The sequence below is a fragment of the Streptomyces sp. NPDC058195 genome, from assembly GCF_042883525.1.
Taxonomy (GTDB): Bacteria; Actinomycetota; Actinomycetes; order Streptomycetales; family Streptomycetaceae; genus Streptomyces.
Map to the genome: position 1 here is coordinate 22888 of NZ_JBHVVM010000045.1, position 15112 is coordinate 37999.

Below are 15112 nucleotides of genomic sequence, written 5' to 3' on the forward strand. Positions count from 1 at the left end.
CTCCTCACCGCGGGGTCTGTGTCCGGGCATGCAGAACGCCCCGTCGCGGCGAGAGGGCGACGGGGCGTTCGGGGCGTTTGTATCCGGGCATGCCGGGGTCGCCCTGATTAGATCACGGATCGGTAACGGCAGGCAACGTCACTTCGGGCAGAGCGTCGCCCGCAGCGCCGCGTTCAGCGCCTTGCCCTGCTCGTCCGTGAGTGGCCGGGCGTCGTTCCCGAACCGCTGCGCTGCTGCCCAATCCAGCTTCTTGCCACCGCCCTTGAGCGAGGCGCACTGGTTGCGCCCGGCGTCGATCGCCTTCTCCTCGTCCGCGATGATCTGCGGGTCGACGGCTGCGATCGCGTCGAGGTACGCGTCGCGAGCATCGCCGGTCGGGGCGGGCGGGATACCGGCTGCCTTCTCGGCGGCGGCGTAGTCCGCGGTCGTCTCCTTCGGCGCGGGCTTCGCGGCGTCCTCCTCGGTCGAGCAGGCAGACAGGGCGAGCAGCGTGGCGGCGGCGATCAGGATGCGGGCGGGTCTCACGGTGGCACTCTCCGTACGTAGGTCTGTGCTCTGTGAGACGGGCGAGGCGGGCGGAGGGTTGTGGCGGCCTCCCGCGCGCGCGTACGGGGCCGACCGGTCGGCACGGCTGCTGACGGCTGCGCCCCGTCTGCTGAGATCGGGCGGACGGGAGCGCGGCTGCTGCTGCTCGGGTGGCGGCTACGGGCGGGCGGCCGGTCGGGTGGTCTGCTGGTGCTGCGGCGGCCGGGGTGGCTGCTGCTGACGGGTGTCATCAGGGCTGGTCAGGCTGCTGCTGGGCGTCCACATGGGCCCGTTGCGGTCGACCTGGGGCAGGGGCTGCGGGCCGATACCTGGGGGCGTCTGGAGAAACCTGAACGATGACAGAATCGGCGCGGTGCCAATGGGGACGATGCGGTGATGCCACGCGGTCCGGTACATGGTTGACGCGGCGCGTACGGCCGTCAGCAGGCCGTCAGCAGGCTGCGTCACGATGTCGAGGTCGTCAGCAGCGTGTCGGCGGACATCAGCGATCAGGTGCACGGCGTCGCGGATCGCGGCGGTGAGGTCGCTGCCGTCTGCCATGAGCAAGGTGAGATCGTCGGCGAGCTGCTGGTCAAGGCGAACGCTCGGCCGGGTACCGGCGATCGGCTGGGCGCGGCGCTGGGTAGGCTGCGGAGTAGTCATCGGGTTGGGTCGCTCCAGTCGGTGATCAGGGCCCGCCCGGGTTGTGAGGACCGGGGCGGGCCTGCTGCGTGGTGTGGGCCTACTGGGTGTCGCTGGCGTGCCGCTGGCGTTCCTCGCGGATGAGCTGCGCCACCCTGCTGGCGGTGTAGCCGCTCTCAGCGGCGATTCGGTCCGGTCGTTTGCCTGCGTCTCGGGACGCAAGGGCCATTTGCGGCATGGCGTCGGCGAGTGCGGCGGCCACGGTCCGGATGATCCGCACGTCGGCCAGTGTGAAGGTGTCCGCGAGTTCGTCGATCAGGGGCTGGCGACGTGAGGGGCTGTCGGACTGGGTGTCGTAGCGGTAGGCGATGCTGGCCAGAGTTCGGCGAGTGAGAACGTCTCGCGAACCGTCGTCGTCGGGATGACCCCCGGCCGCCGTGATCTCGGCGCGGCGCTCCTGCTCGTACTCATCCAGGATCGTGGACATCCGCTCGGCAAAGCGGGCCGCTGCGGTGGGTGCGGCCTGGTCGCCGTTGTGGTGCGGCTGTTCCTGGCTCATCTCGGGGTCTCCTGTCGGGTGGGTGTAGCGGGCCCGCTCCGGTTGGGTGCGGGCCCGCTGGGCGGCTACTCGGGGCGCCACGCCATGACGCAGCGGCGGATGCGCGGCTCAATCGTCCACCCGGCCGCGCGCAGTTTGTCGGCGCCGATCTCCAGCTCAACGGCGAACGGTTCCCCGTTGGGGCGGACGTGGCGACCGGCCTCAATCCAGTACAGGGCGATGCGGCCGTTCCCGCGGGGCTCGATCAGGTACCCCCATGCGGCCGGGGCGTGGTCGCGGTCGCCGGGCCGGGCCGTGATGTCGGTGTGGTCGGTGACGTCGGCGAGGCGGAGAGGTGCAGGGGCGGCAAGGGCGGCAAGGGCGGCAAGGGCGTCGGAGTCAGCCGCGTGCCTGGGGGCGGTTCCGCGCGTGGTGCCGTTGTGCTCGACGATGACGCCCTCGATCACGCGGCGGGCGGCGGCGGGCTCGGCGGTGCGGGCGTCGATGCGGGCCTGCTTGGCCTCGTTGTCGTCCCAGCGGTGCAGTAGCGCCATGACGTCGGCGAGGTACAGGGCGGGGCGCATGCCGTGGGCGGGGAACATCACGTGCACCTCGCGTTCCCCGTGGCGGACGTGGGCGGCGACGGCGGCGCGGACGCGGGTGACGGCGTCGGCGGTGGTGTGCCCGCTGTAGGCGAGGGCGTGCAGGTCGTCGCGGGCGAGGCTCGTCTCGGGCGTGGCCTCAATCACGCGGACGCGGAGGGCGCCCGCCCGCGGCATCTCGCGGACGACGCGGCGGACGGCGGCGACGGCGAGTTCATAGGCGTTCCCGCCGCGGGAGTCGGCGAGCTGCTGACGACGCTCGGCGCGCTTCTCGGCGGTCTGCTCGACGGTCTCGACCGCGGCGGCGCTGCGGCGGGCGTGTCCGGCGCGCTCGATCCAGGTGCGGGCGGCGGCGCGTTCGGCGGCGGTGTTCTCGTCTGCGGCGAGCAGCGTCTGGGCGTATTCGCTGATGACGTTCAGCACGGTGGTGCTGGTCGCGGGGATGATCAGCGTCCGTCCCCGGCCGCGGCGTCCGGCGTCGAGCGCGGCGCGGGTCGCCCTGCACTCGGGGTCGTGGTCGTCACCGCCCGCCGCCATGTTGGTGCCCGCGAGGAAGTCGGCGAGGGCGCCGGGGATGACGACCTCACCGGAGCGCGGCGCGGCGGGCGCGGGGTGCGTGGTGTACGCCTCGGTGCGGGCCTGGTCGACGGTGAGGCGGTCGGCGTCGGCCGGGCGGGTGGTGCCGTACAGCGCGCGCAGAAACGCCCACGCCTTCGGGGTGAGGAAGTACCCGGCACGGCCGGTCTCGTCGACGCCCAGACTGATCAGGGCGCGGCGGACCATGGCGCCGTGGGTGCCTCCGCCACGGCCGTTGTTGGTGCGGCCGGTGCTGCCCTGGGGGCTGCTGGCCCAGAGGTGCAGGGCGTCGAGCATCCGTGAGGACAGGCCGTCGGCGAGGCGGAGGGCGGTGTAGACGTTCACAGTGTCGCTCCTGTGTGGTCGGTGAGGTGCGGAGTTCCTTCCGGGGTGAGGGCCCGTCAGGAGTGCCAACAGTAACCGTTACTGCAATCATTACAGCAATGATTGCAGTAACGGTTACATTGCTGTGACCTAGCCGGCCCCCCCCACGGCTGGTCCAGAGCGGAGCGCGGTAAAGCCTGCCGGTGCTACGCGGGCGCGGGGTGTTCGGCCGTGAGGGCCGCCCACAGGCTGACCAGATCGGCCCCCGCCCAGGTGCGCCGCCCGGCTGTGAGCAGCACGGGCGCCGGGCACGGTTCCCCGGTGGCGCACACGATCGTGGCGGCCGTGGGGTCGCCACTGCGGGTGTGGGCGGTGAGCTGGCCCCGGCAGTACGGGCACGGCCGGTCGAGCGGGGTCGGGCGTCCATCGCGGCCAAGGGCGGTCTCGACGCGGGCGCGGGCGTGCCGGGCGACGGTGGCGAGGTAGTCGAGTACGGGCTCGGGCAGGGGCGCAAAGAGGTCGCCGGACTGCTCGTCGAGCGCCCGCCCTTCCAGCCAAACCGCGGCCCAGTGGAGGCCGTAGGCGCGACTGCCGGGGGAGGTGGGGGCGGGGTAGTGCCAGCGGGCGGGGTCGTCCCGGTCGGCCTGATCCTCGCGCATGACGGTGTGGGGCGGGATGCTGCGCAGTGCTACGCGGCGGCGGCGGACGGGGCGTTGGACGGTGGCGGCGATGGCGTCGCACGCTTCGAACAGCGCCCGTTCGACGCTGACCGCGGCGTCCAGGGCTCGCAGGTTGGCGGGGGCGGGGTGCTCGCGGAGTACGAGCGGGAGACGGCCGACTGCTGGTTCGTCGTCCTCGGGGGTGGCGCCGAGTGCGCGGGAGTCGCGCGGCGGCCACTCTGCGCGGGGCGGGTGACCAATCGCGGCGAGGAGATCGCCCCACTGCTCACGGGCGGCCTGGAGGTCGGCGGCGGCCTGAACGGCGGTGGCGGCGGTCACAGCTGCGGCTCCTGGGTGGTGAGATGGGCGGTCTGCTCGTGGAGGAATGCCCGGATGCGGGCGGCGCGGGTGCCGAACGGGCCGGGGCAGTCTTCGGCGTACTGCTCGGCCTCGCGGATCGCGTCGTGTGCCGCGTCGAGCTGGCGGGCCTGGCGCTGAATGGCGGTCTGCTGTCCGCGCACGGTGCGGCGCAACTCGTCGGAGTCGCGTAGCTCGGCCTCGACGTGGGCGCGGAGCAGCGGTCGTTCTGCGTCGGTGAGCACTCCGCGGTCCATGCGGGACAGGAGGTGCGCGAGAACGTCGCGGCGGGCGTCGCGTTCTGCGGTGCGGCGGCGCCGGTCGGCCATGGTGCGGCGGGCCATCAGATGCGCTCCCATGTCGTCGTGGCCTGCTCGATGTGGCCGGTGGCGCTACCGCCGCTGGCTGTCATGTGGTTGGACCAGAGCGTGACGCGTGCGCGGGCGGCGGCGGCCTTGGCATACGGGCCCTCGTGCTCGGTCCACTGCTGTCCGGCGCGGTTGGTGAAGTGAATGACGGCGCGGTAGACGTCGCCGATGCGGTCGGTTCCGATGTTGCGGGCCATGGGGTAGCTCCCGGGGGGTGGGGGCGCCGCGCGGTGGCGGCGCCCCGGGGTGGTTACTGGCCGGGCCGGGAATGGGGCTGGGAACCGCACTTACGCATGCAGGTCCAGCAAAAGTCCGGGTCGCGCTCGTCGTTGACGATGACGACCGGGGGAAGGGCGGCCAGGATGCGGCGGTCTCGGCGGCGGCGGAGCGCGGTGGTGATGCTGGTCATCGGTCGGCCTCGGGCTGCGGGTCGAGCAGGGTCGCGCGGTCGTTGAGCAGGCGGGCGATGGTGTTCATGCCGGTGACGGCGGCGGTGCGGCTGCGGTCACCGGCCTCGCGCATCTTCGTGTTGCGCTGAGTGGCGTATTCGCGTGCGGCGGTGGCCAGTTGGCGGGTGTGAGCGGCAAGCAGCACGTGGGCGGCGGCAGTGGCGCTGACGGGGGTGTGCTCGGCCGGGTCGAGCAGGGCGTCACGGAGGGCGGCCACCGTGTCGCCGCGGTTGAAGCTGATGTTGTCGCGCTGCTCGCGGGTGGCCTGCTCGGCGGCGGCCCGTGCGGCAGGGTGCGGGGTGTAGTTCATGGGGTCCTCTCAGGTGTGGAGTCGGAGGGGCGCGGGTGCTCGCGCGCGCGGTGCGGGCGGCGACCGGACGACAGCGGGTCAGAACGGGGGCTCGTCGCTGTAGCCGCCGCGGTTCTGCGCGGGCTGCTGCTGGCCGTTGGCCCATGGGTCGTTGGCAGGCTGCTGGGCGCCGTACCCGCCGCTGCTGGACTGCTGCTGGCGGGCCGGGCCCTGGTTGCCGTTCGTCTTCGTGACGGCGGCGGTGGCGGTCTTGAGGCTGGGGCCGACGTCCTCGGCCTCGATCTCGTACACGGTGCGCTTCACGCCCTCGCGGTCCTCGTACGAGCGCTGCTTGAGGGCGCCGTGCACGATGACGCGCATGCCCCTAGTGAGCGACCCGGCGGCGTTCTCGCCGAGCGACCGCCAGGCGGTGACGGTGAGGAAAACGGCCACGCCGTCGCGCCATTCGTTGGCCGACTTGTCGAACGTGCGGGGCGTGGACGCAACGCGGAACTTGGCGATCGCGTGCCCGGCGGGGGTGAACCGGAGTTCGGGGTCGTCGACCAGGTTGCCGGTGAACGTGAGTACGGTCTCGCCTGCCATCAGGCGGCCTCCTGCTGTATTTCGGTGGTGGAGTTGAACGGAACGGCGCGGGTGCGGCTGAGTGCCCGGTGGCGGCTGCATGCGAGGCAGCGGCGGGCGCCGCGCTTGTCGCGCACAGTGTTCGCCGCGTCGTACGGGTGCCCGGACGGGCACGCGGTCGCGCGGGCGGCGCGGGCGGTAGGGCCCGTGCTGCGCAGCGTGTTGACGCGGTGGGTGACGGGCTCGGTATGGGCCGGGTTCACGCAGGCGCGGTTGCGGCAACGGTGGTCCAGCTCCAGGCCAGCCGGTATCTCGCCGCGCAGCTGCACGTAGGACCAGCGGTGCGCACCGACGACGAGCGGGCCCGAGCGGAACGACCCGTAGCCGCGGTTGTTGATCGCTCCGGTCCAGGTCCAGCAGCGGCCGGGGGCCTGCCGGTGGAGTGTGAGGGGTCCGTCGAATCGGACGCGGGACCAGTAGCGCCATGCGGCGGTGGGGCGGGGCCGGGCCATGGGCGGTCCTTCCGGGGCTGAGTCGAGACTCGCGACTCTGTGCGTGAACGGTCATCGATCACGCATGAATGAAACATAGCTTGTAGGGGGGTGCGCTGGCTACTTGTGCTGCACCCCCCTGCGGTGGGGCTACGCGCCGTTCTGGAGCCGCTTGACGGCACGCCTGTCACGGAGTTCGGCAAGCAGGATTTCGCGGCGCCTGGCGGCCTCCAGTGGGTGTGTGGGGTAGGGCACGTAGCCCGGGTCCTCGCGCATGGCTCGGGCCTGGCCGAACGTGCCGTCGGGGACCGCTTCGGCTGCCTGCGCGGCGGTCAGACGGGGGATCACCGCTGCGCCCCGGTGATGTGGCGGGCGCGCTGCCGGTGCTCGGGCCGGACGTTCGCGGGCGGGGTCATGAGCGCGCGGGCGTGCTGGCGGGACTCGGCGGCGAGACGGCGGCGGCGGGCGTCGGCCTCGGCGCGGTCGCGGGCGGCCTGCTCGGCGACCAGGCGGTCGGACTCGGCGCGGGCGCTCATCCGGGCGAGCCACGTGCGGTGGCGGTCGTCGGCGTCCGGCCTGTACGTGGCCGGGGTCGGCGGGTGCCCGTCGGCGGCGAGGGCCTGCTCGGCGTCGGCCTCGGCGAGCTGCGCGGCCCCGTCGATCTCGCACAGGGTGTGCCACCGGTCCCACCCTTTGTGGGTCTGGAAGATGACGTACGCGCCCTTGGCGGCGAGCTGGCGTACCTTGCGGCGGGCGGACGCCCGGTCGGATGTGCGTATGACGACCGGGGTGTCGGGCCGGTGGTCCCAACTCGCCTCGACGCGCCACAGCTTGACGTTCTTCGTGCGGTCGCCGGACACGGCCTTACGGCGGTGGGTGCGGGCCTGCTTCGGGGTGGGGCTCATGCGGCGGTCTCCTGCTCCCGGCGGCGGGCGGCGTAGTAGGCGGCGGCGTCGTCGACGCGGCACGGGTGCGGCTTGCTCATCGGCCGGTACCCGATCGCGTCGTGCTTGCGGGGGTTGATGCGGCGGACGCGGCACGACTGGCCGACGGGCGCCTGGCACCACGTGCACGCGACGTCGAGCGGGTCGGGGAGGTCGGCGGCGGCCAGGCGCTCGCGCTCGGCCCGCTGCGGCCGGTACGCGGCGAGGGCGTCGCGCACGGTCTTGGGCACGTAGTCACCGAGGGCGGCGAGGCGGCGGGCGGCCTCGGCGTCGCGGACGGCCCGGATCGGGCTCGGGCGGCCCTCGATGGCGTGCTGAGGCGCGGGGGCGAGGGCGCCGACGGCGACGGCCTGCCGGGTGTTGCGCAGCGCGGCCCGGTAGGCGGCTTCGTCGTCGGGGTCGACTGCGGGGGCCGGGTCGTGGTGCCGACCGATGACGTCGGCCCGGTAGGTCTCCCACGGCCCGCCGACGTCCGACGGCTTGATCGGGTACGGCGACGTTGCGATGTGCCGGGCGGCCACCTGGGCGACGTCCCAGTCGCGGCCGTCGGGGTGCTGGGCTGTCGCCGGGACGTGGGCGAGCAGGGTCGACCACTGGGCGAGGCGTTCGGCGGCGGCGGCCTTCGACTGTGGGGCGCGCTCGGGGGCGAGGCGGTCGACGTGGGCGAGCAGGGCGGCTATCTCGGGGCGCTCCATGGCGGTTACTGCTCCTCTGCGAGTAGGTCGGCGTACCAGTCGGCGGCCTGGGCGGCGCGGCCGGGACGTTCAGCGGCGGCGGGGAAGGGGACGACGTTCGAGCCGCGGGCGGGCGCGGTCGGGGCGGCGGCGGGGATCGTGCCGGGCTCTGGGGCGGGCGGTAGGGCCTGCCATGCCCGCAGGAAGTACCGGGCGTGGGCGACGCCGTTCCGGGCCCGCTGGGCGGCCTGTACGGCGGCGGCGGCAAGCATGTCGGGCCCGCTGCGCTTGATCAGGGCGTGGACGACCAGCCACTCGGCCGGGGTGAGCGTCCATGCGGGGTAGACCTTGGCGGCGGTGATCCGGTCGACGACCGGCCGGGCGAACTCGGGGACCACTGCGACCCTGACGTCGCGCGCGTTCACTCCCTCACTCACTCGTTCGTTTGTCTTAGAGGAAGCCCGCGCGCGCGTAACACACTCTTCGGAGTGCTCTGGCCAAGGGTCTAGGGGACCGGATTCCGGCCCTACTAGGGGGCCGGATGTCGGCCCCCTAGCCCCCAGGGGGCCGGATGTCGGCCCTATAGCGTCGGCAGGGTGCTCTAGGGGGCCGGATTTCGGCCCTCTACGGGTCTTGGGGGCCTCTATGGGGCCGGATTCCGGCCCCATAACCCGCTGGTAACCGACGGCTCTGGGGATCTTGTACCGGGTGGCGCGGCTGCCCTTGGCGGGCTCGTCCTCGACCAGTTCGCCCGTGGCGAGGGCAGCGTCGACGGCGGCCCGCGCGGTCGAGCGGGACACGTTGAGCCGCTGCATGATCTCGGGCGTGCCCATGCTGGCCGTGGCGTCCGGGCCGGTGACCTCGTCGGCGACGGCGAGCATCACCAGGCGCGCGTTCCCGCGGGTCTGGGAACGGGCCCACACCCACGCCCGTGCGTCGTCGCTCATCGGGCGGCCTCGGCGGCGAGCTGGGCGGCCCACTGGTCGAGCAGGCCGGTACGGGCGGCGGCGAGACCGACGCACTTCGGGCACCAGGAAAGGTCGGCGGGCGGGACGGCCGGGGCGGGGTCGATGATCACGGTCGGGCTGTGCGTGACGTCGTGACCGTGCATCCCGCACTCACCCTGACGGCCGGGCATGGGCCCGTCCTCGCGCATGATGTGCAGGCGGCGCACCTGACCGGCCCGGCGGCCGGTACGCGCGCTGTATCCGCGGTAGAACGCCCTCATGGGGGTGTTGCTCCTGTCGTACTGGGGCGCCTGGGGCGAGGGGTCGTCACCTCGCCCCAGGGGCGATCAGGGGGTCGTACGGCGGTGGGTGCGGGCGGGCTGGTGCTCGTCGCATCGCCACCCGCACGGGTACGGGCGGGCCGGGCGGGCGCCGCACTGCGGGTTGCCGTATCCGCAGCGCGGCGGCCCGTCCTTGGGCGGCGCCATGCTCACTGGCTGGCCTCGGCGACCGTGGCGTCGAGGGCGAGGGGCGCGGGCGCCTCGATGGCGCAGTCGAGGTCGAGGCGCCCGGCCTCGACGGCCTCGGCGGCCAGGGCGCGGCCGTCGAGCGGCTGGCGCTTGCTGGTCCGCGTGAACAGCCAACGCCAGTACCGGCGCCGCTTCGGGACGATCCGCACGCCGGGCACTTCGTGGATCTCGCCCGACTCCGGGTCGGCGTAGGCCGGAGCGTCGGCCGCGTCGACGGCGGCGAGCACGGCGGCGGTGAACGTCTGGTCGACGACGACCTCGGTCCGGGCCGGGACGATCCGGAAGTTCCAGTGCTCGGGGTAGGTGTCGCGCACCCACGCGGCGAATGCGTCGCGGTCGGTCACCTCGGCCTCGGCCTCGCCCCCGACGCGGGTCACCGTGCCGAACTTGGCGTCGTCGTCGCCGCCGAGGGTGACTTCGGCCTTCGTCGACTTGCTCGCCTTGTACTGCTGGTCGAGCAGGTACTCGGCGCGCGTGTTGACGGTCTCGAACAGCTCGGCGGCGGCATCAAGGCGGGCCTTCATAGCGAGGCGCTGGCGCAGCACGGCAGCGAGGTACGCCGGGTCGGGCGGGGTGGCCTTCTTTTCGACGGCCTGCTCGGCGGCGGCCTCGGTGGTCGTCGCGGTCACTTCGCACCCCCGGCGGCGGCCTCGATCTTGGTCCGGAACTGGTTGAGCTGCTGGGCGTTCGCCTGCTCGATTGGCAGGCCGTAGACGCGCTCGAAATCGGCGTCGAGGGTGGCAAGGTTCGCCTTGCTCGCGGCGACCCTGAGCGCGGACTCGGCGGCCTCGGCGGCGGCCTCCGGGCTCGCGGGCGGGGCCTGCTGCGCCTGCTGGTGCGGCTGCTGCTGGCCCTGCTCGGCGGCGGCGCGCTTCTTCGCGGCGATCGCGTCGAGGCGGGCGAGGTAGTCGGCCGGGGCGCCGTTCTCGGCGGCGGCGGCCCGGATCTTGTCGAACTGGTGCGGGTTGTCGGCGTGCTCGGCCTCGGCGAGGTAGTTGCGGCGCTGCTGCTGGGGCTGCGGCTGCTCCCACGGGCCCGGTTCGGCGCGCTGAGAGCGGCGCGGCTGCTGCTGCCCGCGCTGCTGGCGCTGCTGGGCGCGCTGCTGCTGGCGCTGCCGGTGCTCGGCGCGGTGCTCGGCGGGCGGCTCGACCGGGTGCTCGCGGTCGCCGTCGTCGATGCTGCGACCGTCCACGGGGATCATGAACAGGGTGAAGAGTAGGTACTTCAACGCGGCGGACTGGGCCTTGTTGGTGGCCTTGTCGGCGAAGTCGCTTGCTTCGCCCGGCACTTCGGCGGTGAGGCAGTCACCCGCGGGTCCGTAGACGTGGTAGCGCATGGTGATGTTGACGTGCGTCATCTTCTCGCCGCGGCGCTCGGCGCGGCGCTCGGCGATGCTCGGCAAGATGAACAGGCCGTGCGCCCGCATCGGCCCGGCCATCGCAGACATGGCGTCGTCGACTCCGCGGAACTTGTAGCGCTGCTGCTGGTTCTCCTTGTCCTTGGCGACGGGCATCACGTCGCGCATGACGGCGGAGATCGCGGCGAACACGCGGGGGGTGTCGTCCGGGGCGCCGACCGGGGCGGGCTGGTAGATCGGTGGTGCGAGGGCGGCCGTCGGCGGGGCCGGGGGCAGGGGCAGGGCGGTGACGGTCACGGGCGCGCGGTTCCTTCCGGGGCGGTGCGGTGGCGTATGTAGGCGGCGAGCCGGGTGATCCGGCCCGCGAGGGTGATCGCCGTGTCGGGGTCGAGCAGGTCGTCGAGGTCGGCGGCGAGCGGCACCTCGTCGACCAGGGCCTCGCGGCTCCCGTCAGCGGCGGCGGCCCGCATGGCGCGCTCGTACTCGGGCACGTCGTGCCCGTAGATCGCCCGGCCGAGGGCGGCGACGTTCTCGCCGTGCACGGTGAGCAGGGCGGCGAGAATGTTGGGGGCCTCGACGAACGCGAGGGCGAGGTCGTCGAGAATTCCCTCGGCGCGGGCGGCGATCGGCAGGCGGACGGAGCGGCCGTCGGCGGCGAGCTGGGGCGCGATCATCGGCGGGCCCCCGCAGCGGTGTCCATGCCGAGCGCGGCCGGGGTCATGTCTCCCGTGCGGACGTCGTAGCGCTGGGGAACGGTCCAGTCAGCGGGGGTGAACACATGGCGCAGCAGGCGCAGCGCGGCGCCGTGCGCCTCGCGGTCCGCCAGAGGCAGGCCAAGCGCGTCGAGCAACCTCACGTGGGTGCGCGGGGCGTCGTCCACGGTGACCGGGGTGATCAGTACCTCGACAACGCCGGGGGCGATCTGGTCGAGCTGGCGGGCGAGTACGGCGGTGCGGGTGATGTGCTGGCGGGCGGCCTGGGCGCCCTTGATGGCGAGTCCGGCGCGGAGTCGGCGGGTAGGCTGCGGGGTGTTCACGGTTCGTGTCTCCTCACGGGTCGTGTGGGTCGTCCGGGCGCAATCCGGGCGGCCCTTTTTTGTGGTGTTCAGGCGGCGGTGCGGTGGCGGGCGGGGGCTATCCGGGCGGCGCGGTCGGCCTTGATCCGCTGTTCCAGTTCGGCGAGCGATGGGCCCCCGGGGGAGTAGCAGGCGTGGGCGGCAGCGGTGACGGTCATTTGGTCCATGGCGTCGAGTCCGGTGCGCCATATGCGGGCGGTGTCCCGTATCGCCTGTCGGCGGGTGAGGTCGTTCACGTTGCGTCTGTGGTGAAGAGCGCGGCGGCGGTGACGCCGTAGGTGCGTTCGATTGCGGCGAGCGCGATGCCGCGGGGCTCTGCTGTGCCGCTGGTCCACCTGCGGACGCTGGGGTATGGCGCGTGCAGTCGGGCGGCGATGGCGCGGATGGTGTGGTCTCCGCGGGCGGCTGCGGCGACGCGGAGGGGGTGGGGATCAAAACGCACGAATGCCTCACTCGGTTATGCGTGATCGGCGATCGATCACGCATGGAACGTAGCATGTATCGATCACGCATGGAACATTCGTGATGGAGGCGTGAAGAGGGCAACTACACGACAGTGATGGGGGCGTGACGCATGGCTAGCAAAAGAAGACCGAAAGTGCTGTTTCTCGATCGCATGTGCGATAACGTGGCGGAGCGAGCGGCGAGAACCGATAAGGGGGGTTACGCATGTGCAAGAAGTGTGCGCGCAAGTCAAAGAATCGCTCATGCGCGATACATTGTGGTCATGACCACTGCCCCGCGCTCCACACCCGAACCCCCCCTCGACGCCACCCTCGGCGAATGGCTCAGATGGGCACTCCCGCGGCACGGATACGACCCCGCCGCGAGAGGCGTGAACGCGCGACTCGCTGAAGCAACGGGCGTCCCCGCCGCCACCATTTCGCGGCTCCTCCGGGACACCGGACAGCCCGACATGCGCACGCTGCTCGCAGTGGCCCAAACGCTCGGCGAACCAGTCCTGCCCATGCTCGTACGAGCCCGGCTACTGCCTGCCGCAGAGCTGCCGACCCGCTCACCGCAGCGCACCGTCACTACCGCTGAGGCACTGGAAGCGCTCGGGGCCACCGATGCCGCCGATCAAAACGCAGTGCTCAGCCTGCTCCGCGCCCTCCACGCAAAGGGGGGCGCCACCGGTACCACCTAGGAAGGCCCCCAGTGTCTGCCCGTACCGCCTATCTGGCCGTCGCGTCGTCTGCCTCAGCCCTCGTGATCGGCCTCACCATCCTGATCACCAGCATGGCCATGGACGACTCCGTGGGCCCCTCACTCGTGACTGGAGCCATAACCGCCGCCATCGGCGCCGTTGCCGCTGCGGTCACTGGCATACGAGCAGCACGCGCATACGCCACCTACCGAGTCGCACAGGCCGACAGTGCCGCCCTTGCTCTCGCCATCGTCCGGCACGACACCACCCTCACCGCGCCGCCCGAATCCGTCGTGGCCTTCGAGCGACGCACACCCCGGGAGACAGCCACGTGATACCGAGACACGACCATCCGCCGAAGGGCTCACCCAGCAGCATGCGTGAGCCCTTCGTGGCATACATCCGCGTCAGCACCTACTACGAGGAGAAAATCTCCGACCGCATCCAGCGCGCAGCAATCGAGGCATGGGCCGACCGGAGCAATGCCGAAATCGTCGAGTGGATCGAGGATCTGGACGTGTCCGGGCGCCGTATGAAGCGCCGCATCCATGAGGCCATGCGATGGGTCGAGGAGGGGCAGGCCCGCGGAATCGCCGTATGGCGGTTCAGCCGGTTCGGCCGGTCGCGACGCGGCAACGCCCTCAATCTGGCCAGGCTTGAGCAGATGGGCGGCGTGCTCGAATCCGCCACTGAGGCCGCCGACTCCCGAACCCCCTTTGGCCGTTTCCAACAGGGCATCAGCCTCAAATTCGCCGAGTACGAGTCGGACATGATTGGCCAGTCATGGGCAGACACCCGGGCCTTGCGCCGGTCAGTCGGCCTGCCCGCGATCGGTGGGAACCGCTGGGGGTACATCTGGCACCGCCGCCGCGTCGATGACGACGCAGGCGTCATTCACAAAGAGTGGTACGAGCCGGACGACCAGGCCCAGGTCGCCACGCGTCTGTATGAACAGGTGGCGGAGGGTGCCTCCATGGCGTCAGTCACGCAGTGGCTTGGGGCGAACGGGTACATCGGCACTAAAGGGAAACCGTGGCTGCAATCGGGGCTCACCCGATACATGGACAGCGGATTTGCGGCCGGGTGGATTCGCTACCACCCGGACGACTGTGACTGCCCCCCTAAGGACCCGGATAGCACCGCCGCCCGCGGTGCGAAGTGCCCCAACCGCCTATGGGTGCCCGGGGCGCATGAGGCCATCGTTCCGGAGGACGTCTGGACGGCGTACCAGGAACAGCGGGAGCGGGCACGCAACACCCCATCTGGCAACCGGCAGCCTGCCTATGCCCTGTCGGGGAACATGCGGTGCGGCCGGTGCGGCGGTACCGCATCAGCGGCGGGCGGCTCCACCTACGGCGCCGGGCGCGTACTCATCAAAAAACCGGGCTACCAGTTCCGGTGCAGCAGGGCGAAAGACAACCACACGTGCGACGGGGTGCACATCTTGCGGACCGTGGCGGAAAAGGCCGTGCGGGACCGGCTTGCCGAACTGGCCGACGCGATCGAGGCAGAGGCAGCCAGCATCCCGCAGCAGCGCCGCGACGCTCCCCAGCAGTCCCCCCGCGAACGTCTGGACACCGCGCGGGAGCAGCACCGGGCCAGGCTCTCAGAGATCGAGCGGCAGCTCGACAGACAGACAGACCTCCTCGCGCGCGGCATCATCCCCGAGGACTCGTATACCCGTGAACGAATTCGGCTCTCCAAGGAGCAAGCGGCGCTCGCCGCCGAACTGGCCGAACTGGAGCAGCGAACAGAGGGAGAAGAGTCCCGACCGGCTGACTACCTGCCGGTGATCCGCGGCCTGCTCTCCCGGTGGGACATCACCCCCGTGGAGACGCGCCGTGCGATGCTCCGCACCGTGCTCCGTGGGGTGTGGGCGTACCCGAAGAGCACCGCGCCGGACGGGACAACGATCCCGGCCTACGCCGTAGTTGTGGCCGTGTGGGAACCTGCCCCGGCCTTGCTGGGACCGCGTTCCGCCGCATAGTTGCAGGCCAGACAACGAGAGTCGTTCATAGCCAGGCTCAGCAGATTGG

Annotated in this window: 25 protein-coding genes; 3 read left to right on the forward strand and 22 right to left on the reverse strand. The window is 72.1% G+C overall.

Annotated elements, in window-relative coordinates:
• Window positions 1-138: 138 nt before the first annotated feature.
• From ACFVWY_RS33825 to ACFVWY_RS33930, 22 genes are all read right to left on the reverse strand, one after another.
• Entirely contained in the window at window positions 139-525 is a 387-nt protein-coding gene (locus ACFVWY_RS33825) for a hypothetical protein (RefSeq protein ID WP_389878756.1), read from the reverse strand.
• A gap of 177 nt (window positions 526-702) precedes the next feature.
• Window positions 703-1188, reverse strand: coding sequence for a hypothetical protein (locus ACFVWY_RS33830; RefSeq protein WP_389878757.1), 486 nt, complete (start codon window positions 1186-1188; stop codon window positions 703-705).
• Between the two features lie 79 nt (window positions 1189-1267).
• Window positions 1268-1726, reverse strand: coding sequence for a hypothetical protein (locus tag ACFVWY_RS33835; protein ID WP_389878758.1), 459 nt, complete (start codon window positions 1724-1726; stop codon window positions 1268-1270).
• 65 nt (window positions 1727-1791) lie between these two features.
• The gene (locus ACFVWY_RS33840; protein WP_389878759.1) at window positions 1792-3228 is read right to left on the reverse strand and encodes a hypothetical protein; all 1437 of its coding nucleotides are present in this window, start codon (window positions 3226-3228) and stop codon (window positions 1792-1794) included.
• A gap of 185 nt (window positions 3229-3413) precedes the next feature.
• On the reverse strand, window positions 3414-4205 hold the full coding sequence (locus ACFVWY_RS33845; RefSeq protein ID WP_389878760.1) for a hypothetical protein: 792 nt from the start codon (window positions 4203-4205) through the stop codon (window positions 3414-3416).
• Entirely contained in the window at window positions 4202-4567 is a 366-nt protein-coding gene (locus ACFVWY_RS33850; protein WP_389878761.1) for a hypothetical protein, read from the reverse strand. Before ACFVWY_RS33850 ends, ACFVWY_RS33845 begins: the two co-directional genes overlap by 4 nt.
• On the reverse strand, window positions 4567-4788 hold the full coding sequence (locus tag ACFVWY_RS33855) for a hypothetical protein (protein ID WP_389878762.1): 222 nt from the start codon (window positions 4786-4788) through the stop codon (window positions 4567-4569). Before ACFVWY_RS33855 ends, ACFVWY_RS33850 begins: the two co-directional genes overlap by 1 nt.
• 53 nt (window positions 4789-4841) lie before the next feature.
• A complete protein-coding gene (locus tag ACFVWY_RS33860; RefSeq protein WP_389878763.1) occupies window positions 4842-5000 on the reverse strand; it encodes a hypothetical protein in 159 nt (52 codons plus the stop codon).
• Complete coding sequence (locus ACFVWY_RS33865; RefSeq protein WP_389878764.1) at window positions 4997-5350, reverse strand: hypothetical protein; 354 nt, start codon at window positions 5348-5350, stop codon at window positions 4997-4999. The genes ACFVWY_RS33860 and ACFVWY_RS33865 overlap by 4 nt, the downstream gene beginning before the upstream one ends.
• A gap of 78 nt (window positions 5351-5428) precedes the next feature.
• The gene (locus ACFVWY_RS33870) at window positions 5429-5932 is read right to left on the reverse strand and encodes a single-stranded DNA-binding protein (RefSeq protein WP_389878765.1); all 504 of its coding nucleotides are present in this window, start codon (window positions 5930-5932) and stop codon (window positions 5429-5431) included.
• The gene (locus ACFVWY_RS33875; protein ID WP_389878766.1) at window positions 5932-6423 is read right to left on the reverse strand and encodes an HNH endonuclease signature motif containing protein; all 492 of its coding nucleotides are present in this window, start codon (window positions 6421-6423) and stop codon (window positions 5932-5934) included. Before ACFVWY_RS33875 ends, ACFVWY_RS33870 begins: the two co-directional genes overlap by 1 nt.
• A gap of 129 nt (window positions 6424-6552) precedes the next feature.
• Window positions 6553-6750: a hypothetical protein gene (locus tag ACFVWY_RS33880; protein WP_389878767.1), complete on the reverse strand. Its 198-nt coding sequence runs from the start codon at window positions 6748-6750 to the stop codon at window positions 6553-6555.
• Window positions 6747-7307: a hypothetical protein gene (locus ACFVWY_RS33885; RefSeq protein WP_389878768.1), complete on the reverse strand. Its 561-nt coding sequence runs from the start codon at window positions 7305-7307 to the stop codon at window positions 6747-6749. Before ACFVWY_RS33885 ends, ACFVWY_RS33880 begins: the two co-directional genes overlap by 4 nt.
• Window positions 7304-8041 (reverse strand): cell surface glycoprotein, encoded by a 738-nt coding sequence (locus ACFVWY_RS33890; RefSeq protein ID WP_389878769.1) that lies wholly within the window; start codon window positions 8039-8041, stop codon window positions 7304-7306. Before ACFVWY_RS33890 ends, ACFVWY_RS33885 begins: the two co-directional genes overlap by 4 nt.
• A gap of 5 nt (window positions 8042-8046) precedes the next feature.
• Window positions 8047-8457 (reverse strand): hypothetical protein, encoded by a 411-nt coding sequence (locus ACFVWY_RS33895; protein ID WP_389878770.1) that lies wholly within the window; start codon window positions 8455-8457, stop codon window positions 8047-8049.
• A 506-nt stretch (window positions 8458-8963) separates the two neighbouring features.
• Window positions 8964-9248 (reverse strand): hypothetical protein, encoded by a 285-nt coding sequence (locus tag ACFVWY_RS33900; RefSeq protein ID WP_389878771.1) that lies wholly within the window; start codon window positions 9246-9248, stop codon window positions 8964-8966.
• Window positions 9249-9457: 209 nt separating this feature from the next.
• Window positions 9458-10126 (reverse strand): hypothetical protein, encoded by a 669-nt coding sequence (locus ACFVWY_RS33905; RefSeq protein WP_389878772.1) that lies wholly within the window; start codon window positions 10124-10126, stop codon window positions 9458-9460.
• Entirely contained in the window at window positions 10123-11151 is a 1029-nt protein-coding gene (locus tag ACFVWY_RS33910; protein WP_389878773.1) for an ERF family protein, read from the reverse strand. The genes ACFVWY_RS33905 and ACFVWY_RS33910 overlap by 4 nt, the downstream gene beginning before the upstream one ends.
• Complete coding sequence (locus ACFVWY_RS33915; protein ID WP_389878774.1) at window positions 11148-11528, reverse strand: hypothetical protein; 381 nt, start codon at window positions 11526-11528, stop codon at window positions 11148-11150. The genes ACFVWY_RS33910 and ACFVWY_RS33915 overlap by 4 nt, the downstream gene beginning before the upstream one ends.
• Window positions 11525-11890 (reverse strand): hypothetical protein, encoded by a 366-nt coding sequence (locus ACFVWY_RS33920; RefSeq protein WP_389878775.1) that lies wholly within the window; start codon window positions 11888-11890, stop codon window positions 11525-11527. The genes ACFVWY_RS33915 and ACFVWY_RS33920 overlap by 4 nt, the downstream gene beginning before the upstream one ends.
• Window positions 11891-11958: 68 nt before the next feature.
• Window positions 11959-12165 carry a hypothetical protein gene (locus ACFVWY_RS33925; protein ID WP_389878776.1) on the reverse strand — a complete coding sequence of 69 codons (207 nt, stop codon included), beginning with the start codon at window positions 12163-12165 and terminating at the stop codon, window positions 11959-11961.
• On the reverse strand, window positions 12162-12371 hold the full coding sequence (locus ACFVWY_RS33930) for a helix-turn-helix domain-containing protein (protein WP_389878777.1): 210 nt from the start codon (window positions 12369-12371) through the stop codon (window positions 12162-12164). Before ACFVWY_RS33930 ends, ACFVWY_RS33925 begins: the two co-directional genes overlap by 4 nt.
• Window positions 12372-12656: 285 nt before the next feature.
• Between ACFVWY_RS33930 and ACFVWY_RS33935 the strand changes: the two genes are divergently transcribed.
• The 3 genes from ACFVWY_RS33935 to ACFVWY_RS33945 are packed head-to-tail and all read left to right on the forward strand — an operon-like array spanning window position 12657 to window position 15063.
• Window positions 12657-13076, forward strand: a complete 420-nt coding sequence (locus ACFVWY_RS33935; protein ID WP_389878778.1) for a helix-turn-helix domain-containing protein — start codon at window positions 12657-12659, stop codon at window positions 13074-13076.
• Between the two features lie 11 nt (window positions 13077-13087).
• Window positions 13088-13411 (forward strand): hypothetical protein, encoded by a 324-nt coding sequence (locus tag ACFVWY_RS33940; RefSeq protein WP_389878779.1) that lies wholly within the window; start codon window positions 13088-13090, stop codon window positions 13409-13411.
• Between the two features lie 41 nt (window positions 13412-13452).
• The gene (locus ACFVWY_RS33945) at window positions 13453-15063 is read left to right on the forward strand and encodes a recombinase family protein (protein WP_389878780.1); all 1611 of its coding nucleotides are present in this window, start codon (window positions 13453-13455) and stop codon (window positions 15061-15063) included.
• Window positions 15064-15112: the final 49 nt, after the last annotated feature.

What these genes read in the sequence shown, in the direction of transcription:
- ACFVWY_RS33830 (WP_389878757.1), bottom strand. Translation starts at nt 1,188, where the DNA reads ATGACTACTCCGCAGCCTACCCAGCGCCGCGCCCAGCCGATCGCCGGT.
- ACFVWY_RS33835 (WP_389878758.1), bottom strand. Translation starts at nt 1,726, where the DNA reads ATGAGCCAGGAACAGCCGCACCACAACGGCGACCAGGCCGCACCCACC.
- ACFVWY_RS33850 (WP_389878761.1), bottom strand. Translation starts at nt 4,567, where the DNA reads ATGGCCCGCCGCACCATGGCCGACCGGCGCCGCCGCACCGCAGAACGC.
- ACFVWY_RS33855 (WP_389878762.1), bottom strand. Translation starts at nt 4,788, where the DNA reads ATGGCCCGCAACATCGGAACCGACCGCATCGGCGACGTCTACCGCGCC.
- ACFVWY_RS33860 (WP_389878763.1), bottom strand. Translation starts at nt 5,000, where the DNA reads ATGACCAGCATCACCACCGCGCTCCGCCGCCGCCGAGACCGCCGCATC.
- ACFVWY_RS33865 (WP_389878764.1), bottom strand. Translation starts at nt 5,350, where the DNA reads ATGAACTACACCCCGCACCCTGCCGCACGGGCCGCCGCCGAGCAGGCC.
- ACFVWY_RS33870 (WP_389878765.1), bottom strand. Translation starts at nt 5,932, where the DNA reads ATGGCAGGCGAGACCGTACTCACGTTCACCGGCAACCTGGTCGACGAC.
- ACFVWY_RS33875 (WP_389878766.1), bottom strand. Translation starts at nt 6,423, where the DNA reads ATGGCCCGGCCCCGCCCCACCGCCGCATGGCGCTACTGGTCCCGCGTC.
- ACFVWY_RS33885 (WP_389878768.1), bottom strand. Translation starts at nt 7,307, where the DNA reads ATGAGCCCCACCCCGAAGCAGGCCCGCACCCACCGCCGTAAGGCCGTG.
- ACFVWY_RS33890 (WP_389878769.1), bottom strand. Translation starts at nt 8,041, where the DNA reads ATGGAGCGCCCCGAGATAGCCGCCCTGCTCGCCCACGTCGACCGCCTC.
- ACFVWY_RS33900 (WP_389878771.1), bottom strand. Translation starts at nt 9,248, where the DNA reads ATGAGGGCGTTCTACCGCGGATACAGCGCGCGTACCGGCCGCCGGGCC.
- ACFVWY_RS33915 (WP_389878774.1), bottom strand. Translation starts at nt 11,528, where the DNA reads ATGATCGCGCCCCAGCTCGCCGCCGACGGCCGCTCCGTCCGCCTGCCG.
- ACFVWY_RS33935 (WP_389878778.1), top strand. Translation starts at nt 12,657, where the DNA reads ATGACCACTGCCCCGCGCTCCACACCCGAACCCCCCCTCGACGCCACC.
- ACFVWY_RS33945 (WP_389878780.1), top strand. Translation starts at nt 13,453, where the DNA reads ATGCGTGAGCCCTTCGTGGCATACATCCGCGTCAGCACCTACTACGAG.